Source organism: Nocardioides guangzhouensis, assembly GCF_004519545.1.
Taxonomy (GTDB): domain Bacteria; phylum Actinomycetota; class Actinomycetes; order Propionibacteriales; family Nocardioidaceae; genus Nocardioides; species Nocardioides guangzhouensis.
The window spans coordinates 1-22,650 of sequence record NZ_SDKM01000046.1 but is presented as its reverse complement, the minus strand read 5'-3'; the positions used below and the strand labels follow the sequence as shown (position 1 = coordinate 22,650).

General features: G+C 73.6%; 20 protein-coding genes. 15 read left to right on the top strand and 5 right to left on the bottom strand.

Features of this window, described 5'->3' with window-relative positions:
* Positions 1–6: 6 nt before the first annotated feature.
* Genes EKO23_RS21670 through EKO23_RS21660 form a run of 3 tightly spaced genes read left to right on the top strand, consistent with a single transcriptional unit; the run spans position 7 to position 2,848 of the window.
* Complete coding sequence (locus EKO23_RS21670) at positions 7–984, top strand: AAA family ATPase (RefSeq protein WP_134720575.1); 978 nt, start codon at positions 7–9, stop codon at positions 982–984.
* Complete coding sequence (locus EKO23_RS21665; protein WP_134720565.1) at positions 981–2,297, top strand: DUF58 domain-containing protein; 1,317 nt, start codon at positions 981–983, stop codon at positions 2,295–2,297. Before EKO23_RS21670 ends, EKO23_RS21665 begins: the two co-directional genes overlap by 4 nt.
* Positions 2,294–2,848 (top strand): hypothetical protein, encoded by a 555-nt coding sequence (locus tag EKO23_RS21660; protein ID WP_134720564.1) that lies wholly within the window; start codon positions 2,294–2,296, stop codon positions 2,846–2,848. Before EKO23_RS21665 ends, EKO23_RS21660 begins: the two co-directional genes overlap by 4 nt.
* Here the strand turns inward: EKO23_RS21660 and EKO23_RS21655 are convergent.
* The 4 genes from EKO23_RS21655 to EKO23_RS21640 all read right to left on the bottom strand — a co-directional run bounded on the left by EKO23_RS21655 (position 2,835) and on the right by EKO23_RS21640 (position 6,884).
* Positions 2,835–3,146, bottom strand: coding sequence for an MGMT family protein (locus tag EKO23_RS21655; RefSeq protein WP_342773627.1), 312 nt, complete (start codon positions 3,144–3,146; stop codon positions 2,835–2,837). The two genes, EKO23_RS21660 and EKO23_RS21655, sit on opposite strands and share 14 nt — an antisense overlap.
* Before the next feature lie 122 nt (positions 3,147–3,268).
* Positions 3,269–4,693: a YlbE family protein gene (locus EKO23_RS21650; protein ID WP_134720562.1), complete on the bottom strand. Its 1,425-nt coding sequence runs from the start codon at positions 4,691–4,693 to the stop codon at positions 3,269–3,271.
* Entirely contained in the window at positions 4,690–6,165 is a 1,476-nt protein-coding gene (locus tag EKO23_RS21645; RefSeq protein ID WP_134720561.1) for an AllF/FdrA family protein, read from the bottom strand. Before EKO23_RS21645 ends, EKO23_RS21650 begins: the two co-directional genes overlap by 4 nt.
* Positions 6,162–6,884 (bottom strand): oxamate carbamoyltransferase subunit AllH family protein, encoded by a 723-nt coding sequence (locus EKO23_RS21640; RefSeq protein WP_134720560.1) that lies wholly within the window; start codon positions 6,882–6,884, stop codon positions 6,162–6,164. Before EKO23_RS21640 ends, EKO23_RS21645 begins: the two co-directional genes overlap by 4 nt.
* 80 nt (positions 6,885–6,964) lie before the next feature.
* On the opposite strand from EKO23_RS21640, the gene EKO23_RS21635 reads away from it, so the two are divergent.
* The 7 genes from EKO23_RS21635 to EKO23_RS21605 all read left to right on the top strand — a co-directional run bounded on the left by EKO23_RS21635 (position 6,965) and on the right by EKO23_RS21605 (position 15,671).
* Positions 6,965–8,236 carry a PucR family transcriptional regulator gene (locus EKO23_RS21635; RefSeq protein WP_217702747.1) on the top strand — a complete coding sequence of 424 codons (1,272 nt, stop codon included), beginning with the start codon at positions 6,965–6,967 and terminating at the stop codon, positions 8,234–8,236.
* A gap of 130 nt (positions 8,237–8,366) precedes the next feature.
* A complete protein-coding gene (locus EKO23_RS21630) occupies positions 8,367–9,737 on the top strand; it encodes a uracil-xanthine permease family protein (protein ID WP_217702746.1) in 1,371 nt (456 codons plus the stop codon).
* Positions 9,734–10,603, top strand: coding sequence for an FAD binding domain-containing protein (locus EKO23_RS21625; RefSeq protein ID WP_134720558.1), 870 nt, complete (start codon positions 9,734–9,736; stop codon positions 10,601–10,603). Before EKO23_RS21630 ends, EKO23_RS21625 begins: the two co-directional genes overlap by 4 nt.
* Complete coding sequence (locus EKO23_RS21620) at positions 10,600–11,085, top strand: (2Fe-2S)-binding protein (RefSeq protein WP_134720557.1); 486 nt, start codon at positions 10,600–10,602, stop codon at positions 11,083–11,085. Before EKO23_RS21625 ends, EKO23_RS21620 begins: the two co-directional genes overlap by 4 nt.
* Positions 11,082–13,556 carry an aerobic carbon-monoxide dehydrogenase large subunit gene (gene cutA / locus EKO23_RS21615; protein WP_134720556.1) on the top strand — a complete coding sequence of 825 codons (2,475 nt, stop codon included), beginning with the start codon at positions 11,082–11,084 and terminating at the stop codon, positions 13,554–13,556. Before EKO23_RS21620 ends, cutA begins: the two co-directional genes overlap by 4 nt.
* Positions 13,553–14,182 carry an SRPBCC family protein gene (locus EKO23_RS21610; RefSeq protein WP_134720555.1) on the top strand — a complete coding sequence of 210 codons (630 nt, stop codon included), beginning with the start codon at positions 13,553–13,555 and terminating at the stop codon, positions 14,180–14,182. The genes cutA and EKO23_RS21610 overlap by 4 nt, the downstream gene beginning before the upstream one ends.
* Before the next feature lie 100 nt (positions 14,183–14,282).
* On the top strand, positions 14,283–15,671 hold the full coding sequence (locus EKO23_RS21605; protein ID WP_134720554.1) for an amidase: 1,389 nt from the start codon (positions 14,283–14,285) through the stop codon (positions 15,669–15,671).
* Here EKO23_RS21605 and EKO23_RS21600 read toward each other — a convergent pair.
* Positions 15,668–16,183 carry a 2'-5' RNA ligase family protein gene (locus tag EKO23_RS21600; RefSeq protein ID WP_134720553.1) on the bottom strand — a complete coding sequence of 172 codons (516 nt, stop codon included), beginning with the start codon at positions 16,181–16,183 and terminating at the stop codon, positions 15,668–15,670. The genes EKO23_RS21605 and EKO23_RS21600 overlap by 4 nt on opposite strands.
* 51 nt (positions 16,184–16,234) lie before the next feature.
* Here EKO23_RS21600 and EKO23_RS21595 point away from each other — a divergent pair, with 51 nt between their 5' ends.
* The 5 genes from EKO23_RS21595 to EKO23_RS26310 all read left to right on the top strand — a co-directional run bounded on the left by EKO23_RS21595 (position 16,235) and on the right by EKO23_RS26310 (position 22,524).
* Positions 16,235–16,762, top strand: coding sequence for a DinB family protein (locus EKO23_RS21595; protein WP_134720552.1), 528 nt, complete (start codon positions 16,235–16,237; stop codon positions 16,760–16,762).
* Between the two features lie 871 nt (positions 16,763–17,633).
* Positions 17,634–18,314 (top strand): lysophospholipid acyltransferase family protein, encoded by a 681-nt coding sequence (locus EKO23_RS21590; protein WP_246051229.1) that lies wholly within the window; start codon positions 17,634–17,636, stop codon positions 18,312–18,314.
* 59 nt (positions 18,315–18,373) lie between these two features.
* Positions 18,374–20,737: an FdhF/YdeP family oxidoreductase gene (locus tag EKO23_RS21585; protein ID WP_134720551.1), complete on the top strand. Its 2,364-nt coding sequence runs from the start codon at positions 18,374–18,376 to the stop codon at positions 20,735–20,737.
* Positions 20,738–20,814: 77 nt separating this feature from the next.
* The gene (locus EKO23_RS21580; protein ID WP_134720550.1) at positions 20,815–21,180 is read left to right on the top strand and encodes a hypothetical protein; all 366 of its coding nucleotides are present in this window, start codon (positions 20,815–20,817) and stop codon (positions 21,178–21,180) included.
* 30 nt (positions 21,181–21,210) lie between these two features.
* Positions 21,211–22,524: a carboxylate-amine ligase gene (locus tag EKO23_RS26310; RefSeq protein ID WP_246051228.1), complete on the top strand. Its 1,314-nt coding sequence runs from the start codon at positions 21,211–21,213 to the stop codon at positions 22,522–22,524.
* The last annotated feature ends 126 nt before the right edge of the window (positions 22,525–22,650 follow it).

Genomic DNA, 22,650 nt, shown 5'->3' with positions numbered 1-22,650 from the left:
GAGCAGATGACCGCCAGGGACGCGTCGGACCTCGCCCGCCGGGTGCTGGAGGAGGTGCAGCGAGCCGTGGTGGGCAAGCAGGAGGCGCTCACCCTGGTGCTCGCGGCGGTGCTGGCCAAGGGGCACGTGCTGCTCGAGGACTTCCCGGGGCTCGGCAAGACGCTGGCCGCGCGCTCGTTCGCGCAGGCGCTCGGGCTGGAGTTCACCCGCGCGCAGTTCACCCCCGACCTGCTGCCGGCGGACCTCACCGGGTCGTTCGTCTACGACCAGCGGGCCGGGCGGTTCGAGTTCCGGCGCGGGCCGGTGTTCACCGGCCTGCTGCTGGCCGACGAGATCAACCGGACCCCGCCGAAGACGCAGGCGGCGCTGCTGGAGGCGATGCAGGAGAGGCAGGTCACCGTCGAGGGCGAGACGTTCCCGCTGGCGGCGCCGTTCCACGTGCTCGCGACCGCCAACCCGATCGAGTACGAAGGCACCTACCCGCTTCCCGAGGCCCAGCTCGACCGGTTCCTGATGCGGGTCAGCTTCGGCTACCCCTCCGCCGACCAGGAGTACGACGTGGTGGGACGCCGGCTGGCCCGTCGCCGCGAGGAGATCGAGCTGGACCCGGTGACCGACGCCGCCGGCCTGCTGGCGGTCCAGGAGGCCGTGGAGCGGGTCGAGGTCGACGAGAGCGTCGGCCGCTACTGCGTCGCGCTCGCGGCCGCGACCCGGGCCCACCCGCAGGTGCTGACCGGTGCCTCGCCGCGCGGCTCGATCGCGCTGGTGCTCACCGCCCGGGGCTGGGCGCTGCTGCACGGCCGCGACTACGTGGTGCCGGAGGACGTCAAGGCGGTGGCGCGGGCGGCGCTGGCGCACCGGATCACCGTCAAGCCCGAGCTCTGGATGACCGACGCGTCGGGCACCTCGGTGGTGGCCGCGGTGCTCGGGCAGGTCCCCACCCCGACCACGCTCGAGACCCCGACCGCCGGGCTCCGGCCATGACCACCCCGGCCCCGGCAGCGCAACGCTGGGAACCGACCGCGGCACTGCGCCGCTCCACCGCGGTCTCGGCGCTGGCGGTCGGCTTCGCGCTGGTCGTCGGCCAGCCCGTGGTGCTGGTGCTGGCCACTCCGCTGCTGCTGCTCACGCTGCTCGCCCTCGTGCACCGGCCGGCATCCCGTCCCCGGATCCGGTCGGCGGTGGACCACACGACTCTGCACGAAGGGCAGGGCACGGTGTCCCGGCTGGTGCTCGAGGACGTGGCGGGTGCCGAGCACGTGGTCCGCATCAGCGGCCGGGCGCCGTACACCGCGCTGCACCCGTCCGGCGGGCTGACCGGATCGCTGCTGCGCGTGGGCGAGGAGCCCGCGTCGCTGGAGGTCAGTCCGCGGCGCTGGGGCCGCCGGACGCTGAGTGACGAGAAGGTGGGCCTCACCAGCAGCTGGGGCGGATTCCGGTGGGGTCCGGTGACGCTGCGCGGCGAGCTGCTGACGGTGCTGCCCGGCACCGCGCCGTACGACTCGCGGGCGGAGGTGCCGCAGCCGCTGGGCCTGGTCGGGGCACACCGGTCGCGGCGCCCCGGCGAGGGCACCGAGTTCTCCGGGATCCGCCCGTTCCAGGCAGGGGACCGGCTCCGGCGGATCAACTGGCGGGTGTCGCTGCGCTCCGAGTCGCTGCACGTGGTGGCCACGCGCGGCGAGGAGGACAGCGCGGTGCTGGTGGTGCTCGACGCGTTCGCGGAGCACGGCGCGTCGGGCGGGGTCGACGGGGCGGAGAGCTGCCTCGACGTCGGGGTGCGGGCGGCGTCGGCGCTGGCCGAGCACTACGTACGGCGCGGGGACCGGGTCGGCCTCCGGGTCCTGAGCGCCGGGGGCGCGAGCCTCTCGTACCTCGCCGGCCGCCGGCACCTGCGGCGGATCCAGGGCACGCTCGCGCGGGTCCGGCCCGGCGAGCCACGGGACCTGACCGCCGACCGGCTCCGGTTCGGCGCGACCACCGGCACCGTGGTCATCGTGCTCTCACCGATGCTGCACGAGGTGGCGGTGGCGGCGACGGTCACGCTGGCCGGCAGCGGGCTGCCGGTCATCGTGGTGGACACCCTGCCCACCGGCGCGACCCCGGCGGTGGCCCGCGACGTCGACCCGGCCATCGCCGACCTGGCCTGGCGGATGCGGCTCACCGACCGCGAGGAGCTGTTCGCCCGGCTGGCCCGGATCGGCTGCCCGGTGGTCCCCTGGCGCGGGCCGGGGACGCTCGACGAGGTCCTGCACCGGCTGGCGCGCCGGGCCCAGCTCCCGAGGGTGGCGACCCGGTGACGCCGCGGTGGACGCCCGGGCAGTGGGCGCTGCGGGCGGTGATGGCGCTGGCTCCGTTGCTGGCGGTGGTCGCGTCGGTACCGGCCGGCGCCTCGCTGCGTGGCTGGTTCCTGGTGCTGCTGGTCGTCCTCGGCGCGGTGTACGCGCTGTTCCCGGCATCGCTGGCCGGGATCGGGGTGCTGGCACTGCCGCTGGCCTGGTGGGTCGCAGTGCCCGACGACCCGCTGCACCCGATGTCGATGGTGGCCGCGGCGGCGCTGCTCGTCGCCCACGTCGCCGGCCTGGTCGCCGGGCTCGGGCCCGACCGGCTGCCGGTGGACCCGGCCCTGCTGTGGCGGTGGGTGGGCCGGTCCGCGCTCGTGCTGTCCGCCGCCCCCGTGGTGTGGCTGGTCGCGGACGCGATGGCCGAGCAGCCGGAGCAGCCCTGGATCTGGGTGGCGGGGGTGGGCGCCGCGGCCCTGGGTGCCGTGGTCGCCGGGATGCGGTTCGGGACGTCCCCGGCCGGCAGCGACGCGCTGGCCAAGGCACGGCTCGACGTCACGAACGGCTAGCGCTGCCCTCCACAGGGCTCCAGAACGCGGCGGGCACGTCCACCCGGCCGGAGGGCCGCAGCGGCGTGCCCTCCTCGAGGTAGGCCTGCGTCGCCTCGTCGTCGTGGCTCGGCGGCAGCGACCCGTCGGCGCGGACCACCCGCCACCACGGCACCGGCCCGCCGTGCAGCGACATCACCCGACCCACCAGGCGCGGCCCGCTGCCCACCACGTCGCCGATCGCGCCGTACGTCGTGACCCGGCCGCGCGGGATCCGCTCCACCGTGCTGAGCACCGCCTCGACGTACGCCTCGTCCACGTCGGACAACCTAGCGACTCCGCCGCAGTGGTCCGCGCTCCGCTGGTCGAGGAGGCGCGCCAGCGCCGTCTCCAGACCCGAGGAGCGACGGGTGGTTTCGAGACGGTCGCAGAGCGACCTCCTCAACCGGCGGTCGCGGCTGCGGCTTCCTGAGCCAGGGCGGCGAGGGCGGCGGGGAAGATCTCGGCGGGCGGGGTGACCAGGCCGGCGCCGACCTGGCCGACGCCGGCGACCCTGCCGGCCATGCCGGTGTTGATCTGGGGCAGGATGCCGGTCCGGCACACCCGGGTCACGTCGATGCCGGTCGGGGTGCCCTGGAACTCCAGGACGGGGACCGACCAGCGCGGGTTCTCGCCCAGCGTGATCTCGTGCATCCGCCGGGTGGTGGCCAGCGCGTCGGGGACCGAGCCGCCCACGAACCGCACGATCGCGGGCGCGGTGGCCATCGCGAAGCCGCCGATGCCGGCGGTCTCGGTGATCGCGGAGTCGCCGATGTCGGGGTTGGCGTCGTCCGGGCCGAAGTCGCCCAGGAACAGGCCGTCCGCGAGCTGGGCGGGACCGGTGAACCAGGCGTCGCCGGTGCCCGAGACCTGGATGCCGAAGTCGGTGCCGTTGCGGGCCATCGCGACCACCATCGTCGAGCCCGGGATGTCGCGCGCGGAGTCGAGCGCCAGCTTGCACGCGGGCATCGCGAGGTTGAGGAAGAAGTGGTCGTTGCTGCCGACGAACCGCAGCGCCTCGGCGACGTGGGCGGCGTCGGCGCCGGAGGAGACCATCGCCGGGGCGAGGTCGCGCAGCAGCATCAGGGTGCCGGCGCGGTTGCGGTTGTGGGCCTCGTCGCCCATCTGCAGCGTCTGGGTCAGGATCCCGGTGACGTCGACCGGGCCCGTGTCGGAGTCGCGGACGGCGCGGACCGCGCCCTGCAGCAGCGGCCCGAGCACGTCGCCCATCCAGCGCAGGCGGGTGAGCACCTCGGGGGAGTACGCGCCGTACCGCAGGACCTTGCCGAGGCCTTCGTTCAGCGTGCAGTGGGTACGCCGCCCGGTCGCCGGGTCCTCCAGCACGAACATCCACATCGACGGCGTGACCACCCCGGCCATCGGGCCGACCGAGGCGTGGTGGTGGCACGGGTCGAGCGAGACCGACGAGCCGGCCTCGAACAGCGCGACCGCGTCCTCGGGGTCGTCGACCAGGCCCTCGAGCGCGGCACCGCCCATGAGCGCGCCGCGCAGCGGGCCGGACGCGCGCTCCCACGCGATCGGCGGGCCGGCGTGCAGGAACTGACCCTTCTCCAGCCCGAGCAGCTCGGAGGCGGGGGCGACGTCGACCAGCGTGGCCTGGACGTCGAGCACCGCGGACAACGCCCGGGCGTTGGCGTCGCGGCGTCGCGGGTCGGCGAGCACGGTGGCCAGGTGGTCCTCCGTGCCCGGCATCGGCGGGCGCCAGTCGACGGAGCTCACCGGGACCGCCTGGGCGGCGACGGCGTCGGCGAACATAGACGCGCCGACGCTGACGACGGAAGCGGGGGCCTGGGTCGGGGTGCTCATCGGGCGTCCTCCAGCAGCTCGAGGGCGCGGCGGGTGGCCGCGGCGTTGGACAGGTGGACCTCGGCGCCGGCCTCGGCGAGTGCCGCCGCCTGACGCGCGCGGTCCTGGGGGTCGGCGTCGGTGCCGACCACCGCGACCACGACGGGAGGTGCCGCAGCGGCGATCGCGGGGGCGAGCAGTGCGGCCGGGTCCGGCTCGGCGCCGTGGCCGAGCACCACGTCCATGAGGATCACGCCGGTGCGGGGGTCGTCGGCGACCCGCGCCAGCTGCTCGAGGCGCAGGGTCGGATCGATCATCGGGTGCGCCCGGCCGGCGGTGAGGGCGTCGTCACCGAAGTCGACCATCGTCGGCCCGTCCGCGGTGAGCGCCGCGTCCAGGTCGTCGCCGAGCGCCAGCTCGGGGGAGAGCGGGATGTTGCTGCGGACCGGGCCGAGCGCCTCGGTGGCGATCAGCATCGACTCGTCGCACAGGGTGCCGCCGACGAACAGGCCGCGCAGCATCGCGCCGGTGGCCGGGCCGGCCGTGCCCTGCACCGGCCACGCCGGTACGTCGCGCCCCAGCCGCCGCAGCACGGCCTCGGCGGCCGCGGTCAGGTCCGGCTGGCCAGCACCGAGCAGGGCGAGCTCGACGGGGGTGCCCAGCCCGGCGGCGTACTCCCGCAGCGCGGCGGCCACCTCCTCGGCCGGAGGCTTGGAGACGACCACGATCAGCTCGACCGACGGGTCCGCGTCGAGCCGGCGCAGGGCCTCGCGGGTGGAGGCGCCGCCGACCGCGGCGGACAGGTCCCGGCCGCCGACGCCGAGGGCGGCCCCGACCCCGACGCCCGCGTGGTCGAGCAGGCAGAGCAGCTGCTGGCAGCCGGTCCCGGACGCGGCGACGATCCCGACCGGGCCGGGCGCGGTGGTGTTGGCGAAGCCGAGACCGACCCCGCCGACCACCGCGGTGCCGCAGTCGGGGCCCATCACCAGCAGCCCGCGGTCGCCGGCCACCGTCTTGAGCGCCACCTCCTGCTCGACCGGGACGTTGTCGCTGAAGACCATCACGTCGTGGCCGGCGTCGAGCGCGTCCATCGCCTCGGCGACCGCGCTGGCCCCGGGCACCGAGACCAGCACCAGCGAGCCCGGGGCGTCGCGGAGCGCGGTCGCCGTGGTGCGGTGCGGCTCCTCCTCGGTGGGTCCGGACGCGGCACGTGCGGTGAGCGCCTCGTCGACCGCGGCCAGGGCCCGGTCCAGCGCGCCCTCGTCGGCGTCGTCGGCCAGCCGGACCGCGACCACCATGTCGTTGGGGGAGGCGCCCTGGGGCAGCGGGAAGCCCATGCCCTCGAGGACCTCGACGTTGAGCGGGGTGGCCATCGCGACCTGCGCGGCCGCGACGCCGGTGACCCCCTGCACGGTCCGGCTGACCTGCAGCAGCCGGACGGAGTCGGCGTACGCGCCGGTCCGGAGGGTGACGTGGGTGCGAGCGTCGCTCATGCGGCGGAGGTCCCTTCGTGGTGGGGAGCGTGCGGGAGTCCGAGACGGGTGAGCGCGAGCCGGGCGCCGGCCAGCAGGCCGCGGCCGGAGGAGTGCCCGATCCGGGCCAGGTCGGAGGCCAGGTCGGCCTCGGCGGTCGTGTCGATCGCCGCGACGTACGCCGCGAACTCGGGGACCACCTCGCCGTGCAGCGCGCAGTCGAGCAGGGTCGCCGACAGCAGCGTGGTCCGGCCGAGCGCGGCCCGGACGTCGGCGTCGACGTCGTCGGTCGCGACTCCGGCGGCCCGGTGCACCGCCAGCCAGCCGCACACCTCGTCGTCGCCGTACGGCGTGAGGCCGTCGCCGCGCCCGATCCGGGACGCCACCAGGTCGGTGGGGACCGGCGCCGGGGCGGTGGTCGGGGCCGGGAGCGCCGGCACGGTCACGTCGACCAGGCGGCCGATCCGGACCGGACTGCCGTCGAGCAGCAGGGAGCCGTCGTGGACCTCGGCGGTGGCGTCCTCGAGGCCCCCGAGAGTGGGCGCGGCCAGCCGCAGCGCGCACGGAACCGCGGTCGCCGGGGTCGCGACCAGCCCGAGACACCAGCCGGCCAGGTCGACGTACAGCGCGTGCGCCCCGCGGTGCACCACGGGCAGCGGTCCGTCGGCCGCGGAGGCCAGCCGGTCCCGGACCCGCACCGGCGCCGCGACGGGCACGGCGGGCGGGTGGGGGACGGTCACGCTTCCCGACGCTAGTGGCCCCCGCTACCGTTTGCCGATGTGAGGTTGTGCCAACGATCCGCGGAAGCGAGGGACAAGTGTTGATAACCGATGCGGCGGGGAGCGCCGCGCTCGCTCGGGTCGACGCGCTGCACACCGCGCTCACCCAGATCGTGCTGGAGGGAGGCGACCTGGCCGGCATCGCGGGCGAGGTCGCGCGGGCCCTCGACGCCGGCGTCCTGGTCACCTCGACCGACGGCCGGGAGCGGGCCGCGGCGGTGACCGAGGCCCAGCGGGAGCTGCTGGTCACCCACGACTTCGTCGACCCGACCGGCCGGGTCCGGGTCGAGCGGATCGACGCCCGGGGCGCACCGGTCGCGCGCGGACAGGTCCGCGCGCTGCGGGTCGCCGCCGGGGGCACCGACCTGCTGCGCCTGATCTGCCTGCGAGCCGAGGGCGAGATCTCGGCGACCGACGTGCAGGCGCTCGAGCGGGCCAGTGCGGTCGCGGCGCTGCTCACCACCCGTGAGCAGGCGGTCGCCGCGGTCGAGAACAAGTACCAGGGCGACTTCCTCCGCGACCTGTTCCTGCGCCGCGCCGGCGACGAGCAGTACGTCGTCGAGCACGCCCGGTCCTTCGGCTGGCGACTGGACCGCCCGGTCGTGGTGGTCGCCGCCGAGATCGACCCGACCAACGAGCCGGTCTCCAGCGGCCGGCGCCGGCAGTTCCAGGAGCGGTTCTCCGCGGCCTGGCGCCAGGTCAGCCGCGAGCTCGGCGAGGGCATCCCGTCGGTCGACTTCTCCTCCGAGGTGGTCACGCTGCTCCCGGTCGCGGACGCCCCGACCGACGCCGGCACCGAGAGCCTGGCCGGTCACGACGTCGTACGCCGGGCGGTCACCGCGGTGGCCGGCGACAAGGGTGGCGGACGGCGGCCGTTCTCGGTCGGCGTGAGCCGCGTGGCCGAGTCGCTGCGCGAGCTGCCCGACGCCTACGGCCAGGCCCGGCGCGCGGTCGAGGTCGGGCGCCGGGTCAACGGCGGCGGCTCGACGACGTTCTTCGACCGCCTCGGCATCCACCGGCTGATCGCGCTGGTGCCGGACACCGGGGAGCTCGCGGCGTTCGCCGAGGACGTGCTCGGTCCGCTCGCCCAGGACACCTCCGAGGCCGCCGACCTGCGCGAGACGCTGCGGGTGCTGCTCGACACGAACTTCAACGTGGCCGAGGCGGCCCGGCTGCAGTTCTTCCACTACAACACGATGCGCTACCGGGTCTCCAAGCTGGAGCGGCTGCTCGGCCCGCTGAGCAGCGACCCGCACCTCCGGCTCGACGTCGCGGTCGCGCTGCGGGTGCTGGAGGTGACCGGGCGTTCCTGACGACCCGCCGACAATCCTTGCCAGAGCGAGCGGCGTTCCTTCGGCACCTGTCGCCGGTGAGGGTGTGTGATGGGCACCACTACGTTGAGCGCTCTCGGGGGCCTATCAGGAACTCGCCAGGAGGCACAGCATGTCGATGTTCAAGTGGGACGTGGTCGATCCCGCGCCGGGTGAGGCGGTAGCCCCACACCAGCGGCTCTCATGGGGCAAGACGGCGGGGCTCGGCGCCCAGCACGTGGTCGCCATGTTCGGAGCCACCTTCGTCTTCCCGTTGGTCATGGGGCTGGATCCCAACCTGGCCATCATGTTCTCGGGTATCTGCACGATCCTGTTCCTGCTGATCTGCAACAACAAGGTGCCCAGCTATCTCGGCACCAGCGCCTCGTTCGTGGCCGGCGTGGCCGCGATCCGCGCCCAGGGCGGTGACTCCGCCGACGTCACCGGCGCGATCATGGTCTCCGGCATCGTGCTGCTGCTGGTCGGCGTCCTCATCCACTTCCTCGGCGCGGGGATGATCCACAAGATCCTGCCGCCGGCGGTCACCGGCGCGGTCGTCATGCTCATCGGCTTCAACCTGGCGCCGGTGGTGGCCACCATCTACTGGCCACAGGACCAGTGGGTCGCGCTGCTCACGGCAGCGTTCATGGTCGTCGCCGCGTGCCTCTTCCCGGGGTTCTGGTCGCGGATCGCGGTGTTCCTCGCGCTGATCTTCGGCTACCTGCTCTCGTGGCTCTTCGACAACGTGTTCGGCCAGATCACCTCGGTGCTGCCCGGCAGCCCCGACGCGGTCGCCCATGACCGGGTGAGCTGGAGCGGCGTGAGCGCCGCGGACTGGATCGGCTTCCCGAGCGGTGACCTCGCCGACGGCGTGTCGGTCGTCCACGGTCCGAGCTTCTCCCTCACGTTCATCCTGCTCGTCCTCCCGGGCGTCATCGCGCTGATCGCCGAGAACACCGGGCACGTCAAGGCCGTGAGCGAGATGACCGGGCAGGACCTCGACCCCTACATGGGTCGGGCCATCGGCGCGGACGGCTTCGCCACCGCGCTCGCCAGCGCCTTCGGTGGATCGCCGACCACGACGTACGCCGAGAACATCGGAGTCATGGGTGCGACGAAGGTCTACTCGACCGCCGCCTACTACGTCGCCGCGGCCGTGGCCATCCTGCTCGGGCTGTGCCCCAAGTTCGGGGCCATCGTGAGCGCCACCCCGGGTGGCGTCCTCGGCGGGATCACCGTGGTCCTCTACGGCATGATCGGCCTGATCGGGGCCAAGATCTGGGTCGAGAACGGCGTCGACTTCGGCGACCCGGTCAACCTGGTCGGCCTGGCCGGCGGCATCATCGCCGGCATCGGAGGCGTCACCCTCGAGATCACCGACGACTTCGAGCTCAGCGGGATCGCGCTCGGCACCATCCTGGTGATCGTGTTCTACCACCTGGTGGACCGCGGTCGAGGTCGTGGTCAGCATCGGGGAGCCGACGAAGTGACGAAGGCGCTGTGAAGCCCGCCCCGTTCGCGTACGTCCGCCCCGGCACCCTCGAGGAGGCCCTCGAGGCGCTGGCCGCCGACCCGGGTGCCAAGGTGCTCGCGGGTGGCCAGAGCCTGGTCCCGCTGCTGTCGATGCGCCTGGCGGCACCCAGCCGCCTGGTCGACATCAACGGCCTGCCGGACCTCGACCGGGTGCGGACGGACGCGGACGGGGTGCGGCTCGGCGCCCTGGCCCGGCACGCCGACGTGCTGGCCGACGCCGACGCGGGCCGGGTCCAGCCGCTGCTGCCGCTGGCCCTGGCCAACGTCGCCCACGCCACCATCCGCAACCGCGGCACCACCGTCGGCTCGCTCGTGCACGCCGACGCGGCGGCCGAGATGCCGGTGGTGCTGCGGCTGCTCGGCGGCTCGGTCGACGTCGCGTCGGTCCGCGGCCGCCGCACCATCGCGGCCGACGACCTGTTCGCCGGTCCGTTGGAGTCCACGCTCGACCACGACGAGATCGCGGTCGAGGCGTTCTTCCCGGCGCTGGCGGCCGGGGCCGGGGTCGGCTTCGAGGAGATCGCCCGCCGGCACGGCGACTACGCGCTCTGCGGGGTCGCGGCACTGGTCGAGCGGGACGGCGACCGGGTCACCGTCGCCCGGGCCGGCTACCTGTCGGTGTGCGACGTGCCCACTGTCGTCGACCTCACCCCGGCGCTCGACGACGGTCTCGACGACGCCACCCTCGACGCCGCCGCCGACCTGGCACTGGACGCGCTGGAGCCGGCCGACGACATCCACGCCACCGCCGACTACCGCGCCCAGCTCGCCCGGGTGCTGACCGCCCGCGTCCTGCGAGCGGCGTACGACCACGCCGGTTCGAGGAGGGCCGCATGACCGAGGAGACACACGACGTCCGGCTGCACGTCAACGGCGCGACGTACGACGTGAGCGTGCCGCCCCGCCGGCTGCTGTCCGACGCGCTTCGCCACGACTGCGGCCTCACCGGCACCCACGTCGGCTGCGAGCACGGCGTGTGCGGCGCCTGCACGGTGCTCGTCGACGGCCGCCCCACGCGTTCGTGCCTGATGTTCGCGGTGTCCGCCCAGGACACCGAGATCACCACCGTCGAGGGGCTGACGAACCCCGACGGGTCGCTCGGCCCCGTGCAGCAGGCGTTCCTCGAGTGCCACGGCCTGCAGTGCGGCTTCTGCACCCCGGGCTTCCTCACCACGATCACCGCCGGCCTCGCGGAGAACCCGTCGCCGACGCGGGACGAGGCGCGGGAGATGATCGCCGGCAACCTGTGCCGCTGCACCGGCTACCAGAACATCGTCAAGGCCGTGGAGCGCGCCGCAGAGCTGGGGTCGGCCACATGACCACCAAGCTGTTCGGCACCAAGGTCAACCGGGTCGAGGACCAGCGCTTCCTCCGCGGCCGGGGCCGGTACGTCGACGACGTGCTGCCCGGCCCGACCCTGCACGCCGCGGTGCTGCGCTCGCCGCACGCCCACGCCCGGATCCGCGCGATCGACGTCGACGCGGTGCTCGACATCGAGGGCGTGCACGCCGTCTGGACCTACGACGACCTCACCGGCGCGATGGCCGAGCCGCTGCCGCTGCTGATCCCGCACCCGACGCTGACCCACGGCCGCACGCAGTACGCCCTGGCGAAGGACGAGGTGAACTACGTCGGGGAGGCGATCGCGTTCGTGGTCGCCGAGGACAGGTACGTCGCCGAGGACGCGCTGTCCGCGATCGTCGTCGACTACGAGTTCCTCCCGCCGGTGGTCGGCATCGCCGCCGCCCGGGCCGCGACCAACCTCGTGCACGACGACGTGCCCGGCAACGTCGGCGCCCGGATGGAGCAGGAGAACGGCGACGCCCGCGCCGCGATCGCCGCTGCCCCGCACACCCTCACCCTCGACCTCGACATCGAGCGCAGCGCCTGCATGCCGATGGAGGGCCGCGGCACGGTCGCCCGCTGGGACCCCGACTCCGCGCGCCTCCAGGTGTGGACCTCCACCCAGACCTCGACCGGTGTGCGCGCCGCGGTCGCCGCCAAGCTCGGCCTCGACCTCGGCCAGGTCGACGTGATCACCCCCGACGTCGGCGGCGGGTTCGGCGTGAAGATCAACCACCCCTGGCCCGAGGAGCTGCTGGTGCCGCTGGCCGCCCGCACCCTGGGCCGCCCGGTGAAGTTCACCGAGGACCGCCGCGAGCACTTCATCTCCTCCGCGCACGAGCGCGCGCAGGTGCAGCACATCGAGGTCGGCTACGACGACGAGGGCCGGATCCTCGGGCTGGACGTGGAGTTCTGGCACGACCACGGCGCCTACACGCCATACGGCCTGATCGTCCCGATCATCACCTCCACCCAGCTGCTCGGCCCGTACAAGCCGGCCAACTACCGGGTGGTCTTCGAGAGCCTCTACACCAACACGGTCATGGTCACGCCGTACCGCGGCGCCGGTCGCCCGCAGGGCTGCTACGCCATGGAACGGACCATGGACGCGATCGCGAAAGACCTCGGCAAGGACCGCACCGAGGTGCGGGCGGTGAACTTCATCCAGCCCGACGAGTTCCCCTACGAGCACGGCCTGGTCTTCCAGGACGGCCGGCCGCTGACCTACGACTCCGGCGACTACCCGGCGTCGCTGGAGAAGATCAAGAAGCTGGTCGGCTGGGACGAGTTCGAGCAGTTCCGCGCCGAGATGGCCGCCGAGGGACGACGGGTCGGCATCGGCCTGGCCTGCTACGTCGAGGGCACCGGCGTCGGCCCCTACGAGGGCGCGCACGTGCACATCGAGACCTCCGGCAAGGTCAAGGTCGCCACCGGCCTGACCACCCAGGGCCAGGGCCACGCGACGGCGTTCGCGCAGATCGTGGCCGACGAGCTCGGGGTGCGGTTCGAGGACGTCGAGGTGGTCACCGGCGACACCCGCCGGATGCCGTACGCCGTCGGCACCTTCGCCTCCCGCGCCGCGGTGATGAGCGGGTCCGCGATCCACCTGGCCGCCAAGCGCGCCAAGGAGAAGGCGCTGCGGATCGCCGCGGACGCGCTGGAGGCCTCGGTCGAGGACCTCGAGCTCGCCGAAGGCAAGGTGACCGTGCGCGGCACCGACACCTCGATCGACCTCGGCACCGTCGCGGTGCTGTCGAACCCGCTGCGCTACGCCTTCGACGAGGCGTCCAAGGCGGCCACCCAGTTCAGCGTCGGCGACCCCGGCAAGCCGCCGGTCGCGGAGGACGACGAGCCGGGCCTGGAGGGCAAGGACTTCTACAGCCCCGAGCGGTCGACGTTCGCCTCCGGCATGCACGCGGTGATCGTGGAGACCGACCCGCTGACCGCGGAGATCCGGATCCTGAAGTACGCCGTGGTGCACGACTGCGGCCACCTGATCAACCCGATGATCGTCGAGGGCCAGATCCACGGCGGCGTCGCCCAGGGCGTCGGGGGAGCGCTCTACGAGCGGATGGCGTACGACGAGTCCGGGCAGCTGCTCAACGCGTCGTTCATGGACTTCCTCATGCCCTACGCCAGCGAGGTCCCGGAGTCGATCGACATCGACCACCTCGAGACCCCGTCGCCGCTCAACCCGCTCGGCATCAAGGGCGCCGGCGAGGCCGGGGTGATCCCGTCCGCCGCCGTGTTCGCCGCCGCGATCGAGGACGCCGAGGGCTTCCCGATCACCGCGATGCCGATCTCGCCGTCCGAGCTGTTCGCGCTGCGGAAGCGGCACGCCCCGGTGGTCGAGGAGGTCGCGCAGCGACCGTCTCGAAACTCCTCGGTCGAGGAGCCGAGGGACGAGGCGTCTCGAAACCACCCGACAAGGAGCACTGACCGATGAAGTTCACCGGAGATGCCACGCTCAACGCCCCCGTCGACCGGGTCTGGGACGCGCTGCTCGACCCGAACGTGCTGGTGCGCACGATCCCCGGGTGCGAGCGGCTCGAGGCGACCGGCGAGAACGCCTACGCGATGACGGTCACCGCCGGGGTCGCCGCGATCAAGGGCACGTACGCCGGGTCGTGCGAGCTCTCCGACCTCCAGCCCGGCTCGTCCCTGGTGATGAGGCTCCAGGGTGCCGGCGCGCCCGGCACCATCGGCGCCGACGTCGACGTGGCGTTCCGCGACAACGGCGACGGCACCACCCTCGTCGCCTACGACGCCGACGCGGTCGTCGGAGGCATGGTCGGCGGTGTCGGCCAGCGGATGCTCACCTCCGTCTCCCGCCGGATGGCCGGCGAGTTCTTCGGCAACATCGACGCGGTGCTCACCGGCGCCGCCCCGGCCGCCGCTCCCGCGGCCGCACCCGCCGCGCCCGGCGAGCCGGCTCCGGCTCCCGGGGTGTTCGTCGCCCCGCCGCGCGCCGCCGCCGGCCCTTCGGAGGACTTCTTCAAGGGCGTCCTCCTCGGCGCCGGCCTGGTGCTGGCCGGGGTGGTGGTCGGCGGGCTGTTCGGGCGGCGGCGGTGATGGTCGGATTCCCCGGTCGACCGGGGAATCCTGCACATGACGGGCAGAACTTCGCCCGACAAGTGCAGGATCTGCCCGTCAAGTTACCCGGAGGAGATGCATGAGCGAGCTCACCGTCGAGTCCACCGCCCGCGCGATGGCGGACGCCGTACGGCGACGCGAGATCTCGGCGCGGGAGCTGATGGAGCTGCACCTCGCCCGGATCTCCGAGCGCAACCCCGAGCTGAACGCGATCGTCTCGCTGGACGAGGAGCGGGCGCGGGAGGGGGCGGCGGCCGCGGACCAGCGGCTCGCCAGCGGCGCGGAGGTCGGCCCCCTGCACGGGCTGCCGTTCGCGGTGAAGGACACCCACGCGGCGGCCGGCTGGCGGACGACCTACGGCTCGGTGCTGTACGCCGACCACGTCGCCGACCACGACAACCTCTTCGTCGAGCGGATCCGCGGCGCGGGCGCGGTGCTGGTCGGCAAGACCAACGTGCCCGAGTTCGCGGCCGGCTCCCACACCTTCAACCGGGTCTTCGGCACCACGCTCAACCCGGTCGACCCGACCCGGTCCGCGGGTGGCTCGTCCGGCGGCGCCGCCTGCGCTCTCCGGGCGGGGATGGTCCCGCTCGCCGACGGCTCCGACATGGGCGGCTCCCTGCGCAACCCCGCGTCGTTCTGCGGCGTGGTCGGCCTGCGCCCGTCGCTCGGCCGGGTCCCCGAGTGGCCGCACCCTAACGCCTGGGAGACCACGTCCGTCGGCGGGCCGATGGCGCGCAACGTCGGCGACCTCGCGCTGCTGCTGTCCGTGCTGGCCGGACCCGACCCGCGTGCACCCCTCGCGCTCGGCGACCCCGGCAGCACGTTCGCGGCGCCGCTCGACGGCTCCCTGGCCGGCCTGCGGGTCGCGCTCTCGGAGGACCTCGGGGGAGCCTTCGAGGTCGACGACGAGGTCCGCGCCGTCGTCGCCGGGTCCGCGGCCACGTTCACCGCGAACGGCGCGAGCGTGCACACCGCCCACCCGGACCTGTCCCTGGCCGACGACACCTTCCGCACGCTGCGGGCCTGGCACTTCCAGGCGCGGTACGGCGCACTGCTCGCCGAGCACCCGGACGCGTTCAAGTCGTCGCTCGCCGACAACATCCGGGCGGGGGAGTCGCTCACCGGCGCCGACGTCGCCCGCGCCTACGTGCGGCGCACGTCGCTGGCGGAGACGATGCGGCAGTTCTTCACGACGTACGACGTGCTGGTGCTGCCGGTCTCCCAGGTCCCGCCGTTCCCGGCCGACCAGGAGTTCCCGACCGCGATCAACGGCCGGCCGATGGAGACCTACCTCGACTGGATGCGCTCGGCGTACTTCATCACCGTCACCGGCTGCCCCGCTATCTCGGTCCCGGCCGGCCACACCCGCGACGGCCTCCCGGTCGGCATCCAGGTCGTCGCGCCGCACGGCGCTGACCGGCGGCTGCTGGAGATCGCGTCGGCCTTCGAGGCGGCCAGTCGCTAGGGCTCCACGTCCCACGCCCGTCCGGCCTCGCTGTCCCACCTCCTCAGCCGCAGTGCGATCGCCGTGATCGGCGGCGCCACCGCGACCATCTTGAGCGCCTCGGTGAGCTGGTCGTCGAAGACGCCGCGGGCCAGGGTCAGGTGCGGAACCCAGCGACCCGGGCTGGTCAGCGGCGACCCGCCGTTGCCGAGCACCGCCTGTGCGTGCGCGTGCAGCTCGAGCAGCGGCCGGTCGACGACGATGTGCCGGGCCAGCACCCACCGCCGGCGGGCGTGGAAGAGCAGGGGAGCGCCGATCAGGAGCTCGATGGGCAGTCGCAGCGCGATCGGCGTCAACGCGCGCTCGGCGTCGGCGGCCACCTCCTCGCGAGTGTCCAGCGTGACGTGCGGCCGGTTCGTCGGTCCCGTGTGCCGGGCCAGGCTGGGCAGGCCGGCGTCCTTGAGCACGTCCCACTGGGCGCGGACCGCGTCGTCGGTCCGCCGGTCGAAGGTGAGCTCCAGCGCCTGCACCATGCCGCCCATCCCAGCACAACCGCGGGCGCCGGCCCGTGCGATGCTGCGCGCATGCCCGCCGACCCCGCCACCTTCGCCGAGGACGTCATCGACCAGCCGGTGCGCCGCCAGCTCGAGGTGTTCCTCGACGAGCACCGGGCCGGCCTGCGCGACAGCCTCGACGGGCTCACCGAGGAGCAGGCCAGGCGCTCGCTGGTGCCGTCCCGCACCACGCTGCTCGGCCTGGTCAAGCACGCGACGTTCGTCGAGCGGGTCTGGTTCGACGAGGCGGTGACCTGCCGGTCGCGCGCCGAGATCGGGATCCCCGACACCCCCGACCAGTCGTTCGTGCTCGATCCGGAGGACACGATCGCCTCGGTGCGGGCGGCGTACGTCGCGGCCTGCGCGGACTCCCGTCGCGCGGTCGCCGACCTCGGCCTCGACGACCTGCTGCCCGGCAACCGTCGCGGGCCGCTCCCGCTGCGCTGGGTCTACCTGCACATGCTCCGCGAGCTGGCCCAGCACTGCGGCCATGCCGACATCCTGCGCGAGCAGGTGCTGACCGCGGACGGTGCCGCCGACTCCGGCCCGACCGGCTGACCGACCCCAGTTCTCCACAGTGCCGGGGCGCGCGCTGTGGAGGCGCGGTTGAAATCTGTGGACGGAAATGCCCGTCCTGTGGAGGGATTCGGCATGTCGGGAAATTGGCCGAAATAGTTTCGCCGAACCCCTTGTGCGGGGTGTCTCCGAGGACGTAGAACTTCTCCACCGCACTCCTTCGGGAGGGCGGGGATCGGTCGGAACGAAAGATCCGTACGGCGGTCGCCAGCTCGCTGGGGGCCAGGCCGCGGAGGCCGGGTGACGAGGCCACCGGGATCGGACGTGACGACGGGATCGACCGGAAGCGTCACCGGTACCGGTCAGCCGAAGGGCCCTTGTGACTCATACTCACAAGGGCCCTTCACCTTTGGTGCGCAGACGGATCGGCCGGACCGGCCCGTCGTGGACGACGGGTCGGGCGCGGCCGCCCGCGCCGGCAACGACTGTGCCACGGCGTACGGGCCCAGTGCCAATGCCGCACCCATGGTGGCGCCCCGACGTGTCCTGCGGATGCCGGGCCGATGCCGGACCAGTGACGTCCCGATGACCGGCAGTCGTCCACAGCAACCGGTCCGGACCTGTGGACGAATCCCCCGTGTCTGTGGACGGATAGTGCCACTCTGTGAACGACGCGACCGGAGAGCCGAAGGGCCCTTGTGACTCATACGCACAAGGGCCCTTCACCTTTCCGGCGGCCCCTCCAACGTCGCCGACTCGGTGGCTCGCCCCGAGCCGTACCCGCTCGCCCGCCGCCGATTCACCGGCACCGACCAGGACAAGACCGCTGCCGCTCCCGGCGGCGGACCTCGCCGCAGAAGCCCACGGACCGGGCGCGGTGCCACCTCCGCGGCGGATCCGACAGACTGGGTCCGTGACCTCGACCGCGTTCTACACAGTCATGCACTCGGTGGTCCCGCCGCTGGCGAGGACGATCTGGAGGCCGACGGTGCGCGGCCTCGAGAACGTGCCGAAGACCGGGCCCGTGATCCTGGCCAGCAACCACCGCAGCTTCGTGGACAGCGTGGTCATCCCGTGCGTGGTGCCGCGCAAGGTGGTGTTCCTCGCGAAGTCCGACTACTTCGAGGGCACCGGGGTGAAGGGCGCGCTGCAACGCGGCTGGTTCGCGGGGCTCGGCATGCTGCCGGTCGACCGCGACGACTCCAAGGCGGCCCTGGCCAGCCTCGACACCGCGCTGGCCGTGCTCGGGCAGGGCGAGGCGTTCGGGATCTACCCGGAGGGCACGCGCTCGCGCGACGGCCGGCTCTACCGCGGACGCACCGGCGTGGCGCACCTTGCGCTGACCGCCGGCTGTCCCGTCGTACCGGTCGGGCTCACCGGCACCGAGGACATCCAGCCGGTCGGCTCCAGCCTTCCGCGTCTCGCGAAGGTGACGGTGGAGTTCGGCGAGCCGATCCACGTCACCGGTCGGTACGACGGGGTCCCCGCGGGCCGCGCCCGGCGCGAGGTCACCGACGAGATCATGGCCGCGATCCAGGCGCTGAGCGGCCAGGAGCCGGCCGGGGTCTACAACGACCGCGCGCCGGACGCGTGAGTGCTTGAACTTCCCCTTGCGTGGTACTAGCAAGGAAGGACGACGGAGAGAGGTGACCGATGGCCAGGCGTGCGCCGGACCGTGACATCGACGAGGCCGAGCTCGAGGTCGACCACCCCAAGGACGCGGCCGCCGGGTTGACCGCCGTCGGCGTGACCATGAAGCGCGCGGTCGAGCAGATGGGCGTGCGCCGTACCGCCCGGACCCTGCTCCGGCTCAACCAGGCCGACGGGTTCGACTGCCAGGGCTGTGCGTGGCCGGACCCCGATCCAGGCCACCGGCACACCGCGGAGTTCTGCGAGAACGGCGCCAAGGCGGTCACCGAGGAGGCCACCCTCCGCCGGATCGACCGTGACTTCTTCGCCCGGCACTCGCTCGAGGACCTGGCCGGCAAGACCGACTACTGGCTCGGCCAGCAGGGGCGGCTGACCGAGCCGATGGTCCGCCGTCGTGGGGCCACCCACTACCAGCCGATCTCGTGGGACGACGCGTTCGCGATGGTCGCCGAGCACCTCGGTGGCCTGGGCTCGCCGGACGAGGCGGTGTTCTACACCTCGGGCCGCACCTCCAACGAGGCGGCGTTCGCCTACCAGCTGTTCGTGCGCGCCTTCGGCACCAACAACATGCCCGACTGCTCGAACATGTGCCACGAGTCGACCTCGGTCGCGCTGGCCGAGGTGATCGGCATCGGCAAGGGCAGCGTCCACCTCGAGGACGTGCACCGCGCCGAGCTGATCGTGATCGTCGGGCAGAATCCCGGCACCAACCACCCGCGGATGCTGAGCGCGCTGGAGATCGCGAAGAAGAACGGCGCGAAGATCATCGCGGTCAACCCGCTGCGCGAGGCCGGGCTGGTGAAGTTCCGCAACCCGCAGACCGCACGCGGGCTGAGCGGGGTCGGCACCGAGCTCGCCGACCTGCACCTGCCGGTGCGGGTCAACGGCGACCTCGCCCTGTTCCAGGCGATCGGCTCGCTGCTGGTGCAGTGGGACGCGCTGGACCACGACTTCATCGACGCGCACACCACCGGGTTCGAGGAGTGGGCCGCGCACGTCCGTGACGTCGACTGGGCCGCCGTCGAGCGGGCCACCGGGCTCGACCGGGCGCTGATCGAGGAGGCCGCGGGCATGTTCCGCGACTCCTCGGCCACGGTCCTGTGCTGGGCCATGGGCATCACCCAGCACCGCAACGCGGTCGCCACGATCAAGGAGTTCGCCAACGTCACGTTCGCCCAGGGCAACATCGGCAAGCCCGGGGCCGGGCTCTGCCCCGTGCGCGGGCACTCCAACGTGCAGGGCGACCGGACGATGGGGATCTGGGAGCGGCCGCCGGCGCACTTCCTCGACGCGCTGCAGGCGGAGTTCGGGTTCGACCCGCCCCGCGAGCACGGCTACGACACCGTGGAGGCGATCCGGGCGCTGCGCGACGGCAAGGCGAAGACCTTCTTCGCGCTCGGCGGCAACTTCGTCTCCGCCGCGCCCGACACGCACCTCACCGAGGACGCGATGCGCAACGCCGCGCTCACCGTGCAGGTCTCCACGAAGCTCAACCGCTCCCACGCCGTGACCGGCGACGAGGCGCTGATCCTGCCCACCCTCGGGCGCAGCGAGCGGGACCGCACCGGCGGCCACGACCAGCGGGTCACGGTCGAGGACTCCATGTCCGCCGTGCACGCCTCCCGCGGACCCCTGAAGCCGGCCAGCCCGCACCTGCGCTCCGAGGTGGACATCGTCTGCTCGCTGGCGCAGGCGGTGCTCGGCGACCGGCACGGCATCCCGTGGACGGAGTTCCGTGCCGACTACGCCGCGATCCGCCGCCGGATCGCCAACGTCGTGCCCGGCTGCGCGGCGTACGACGAGAAGGTCGACCAGCCCGGCGGCTTCGTGCTGCCGCACCCGCCGCGGGACTCGCGGACCTTCCCGACCACGGAGCAGAAGGCGATCTTCACCGCCAGCCCGATCGACGTGCTGCACGTCCCCGAGGGTCGGCTGCTCATGCAGACGCTGCGGTCGCACGACCAGTTCAACACCACGATCTACGGCCTCGACGACCGCTACCGCGGGATCTCCAACGGGCGCCGCGTGGTGTTCGTGCACCCGGACGACATCACCGCGCTCGGGCTCGCCGGCGGTCAGGTGGTCGACCTGGTCAGCGAGTGGACCGACGGGTCCGAGCGCCGGGCGCCGGCGTTCCGGGTGGTGGCCTACGAGCAGCCACGGGGCTGCGCGGCGGCGTACTACCCCGAGACCAACCCGCTGGTACCGCTCGACTCCACCGCGGTCGGCAGCAACTGCCCGACCTCGAAGTCGATCATCGTGCGGCTCGAGCCCGAGCTCGCCGGTGGCGGCAGCTCCGGCCACGGCGGCGAGCACGGCCAGGACGAGGGCCACAAGTCGCGCGTGGCGCCCGAGCAGCTGAGCTGACCCCGTCACGGAGCCGACCCGTCTGGGCGGGGCGGTCGGGGGAACCGAAGGGTGCCTGTCGACGAAAGGGGTCGATCATGCAGGTTGCCCTGGTGCTCTTGATCCTGGCGGCGCTCGCCGTGGCGGCGGTCGCCTACGTGGTGGTGGCCGCGTCCCGGAGAGCCATGGGGGTCGTCCACGCGGTCGCGCACGAGTCCGGACGGCACGTGCTCTACCGGGTGCCGCAGGGACAGGACCCCGCGGCCGTCGTCGCCGCCCTGCACGGGCACGGCTTCGACGCGGTGAGCGAGCCCGGTCCGCGCGGCGTCGACGTGGCCGTGCCCTGCCGGGCCGACGACCCGGACGTCCGTGAGCGGGTGCGCGCGGTGATCGCCGTACCCGTACCCGGAAACCTGGAGGGCGACCCTGCACCCGCCGGTCGGGTGCGGTTCGCCGACGAATGAGGCCAGCCGGGATCCGGGTACGGGCCGGCCATGGGAGTGCGCACGGTCGGGATCGAGGAGGAGCTGCTGCTCGTCGAGCCCGGGACGCGCGGCGTCTCGTCGCGGGCGCACGAGGTGCTCAAGGAGTTCCGCGAGCACGGCGCCGGGCGGGGAAGCGGTCCCCGGCCGGCGACCGACGAGCTCGACCAGGAACTGTTCCGGCACCAGCTCGAGACCCGGACGGACCCGGCCACCGACCTCGGTGACGCGCTGGCGCAGGTGGTCGCGGCCCGTCGTACGGCGGGCGAGGCCGCGCGGGCGACCGACCTCGCCCTGGTCGCCGCGGGCGTGGTGCCGGCCGGCGACTTCGAGCCCGACCTGACCCGCAACGACCGCTACCAGCACATGCTCGCGACGTACGGCGACGTGGCCCGCGCCGGCGGCACCTGCGGCATGCACGTGCACGTCGCGATCGGCTCCGACGACGAGGGCGTGCGCGTGATCGACCGGCTCGCGCCGTGGCTGCCGGTGGTGCTCGCGCTGAGCGCCAACTCGCCGTTCTACCGCGGCACCGACACGGGGTACGCCTCCTGGCGGGCCCAGGTGTGGAGCCGCTGGCCCAGCGCCGGGCCGACCGAGCCGTTCGGATCGCTCGAGGGCTACCGCCGGGTCTCGCAGGAGCTGATCGACCTCGGCGCCGCCCGCGACTCCGGGATGCTCTACTTCGACGCCCGGCTCTCCGAGGGCAACCCGACCGTCGAGGTGCGGACCCCGGACGTGTGCACCGACCCGGAGGACGCGGTGCTGGTCGCCGCGCTGGTGCGTGGGCTGGTGACGACCCTCGCCGAGGACGACGCACCGGGCATCGGTCCGGGTGCTGCTCCGGGCACTGCTTCGGGCGCTGGTCCGGGCGCTGGTCCGGGCGCTGGTCCGGGCGTCGGTCCGGACACTGCCTCGGGCGCTGGTCCGGGCGCTGGTCCGGGCGCTGCCTCGGGCCCCGGTTCGGGCTCCGGTTCGGGCTCGGGTTCGGGCGTCGGGCCGTGGCGCGTGGAGACCCTGCGGGCCGCCCAGTGGCGGGCCTCGCGGTACGCCGTCTCCGACCGGCTCGTGCACCCGGTCGACCGCACCCTCGCGCCGGCCCGCGACGTGGTGCAGGCGCTCGTCGACGCCGTACGGCCCGCCCTCGACGAGGCCGGCGACACCGAGCGGGTCGAGGCCGGTGTCGACCGCGTCCTGCACGCCGGCGGCGCCGCCCGCCAGCGCGCGGCGTACGAACGAGGCGGCTCCGTCGACGCCGTCGTCGACGACCTGGTCGCCCGGACCGAGGCCACCTGGGACGAGCCCGGGCGGCCCGGGGTGCCGTAAGCCCGCAATTGCAGCCGTGTGACAGATCCGGCGGCCGATTCCGTGTCGTACGGCCGCAATTGCAGCCTTGTGACATGGCGGGCGGACGAGCGCTGTGCCATACGGCTGCAATTGCAGCCGCGTGAC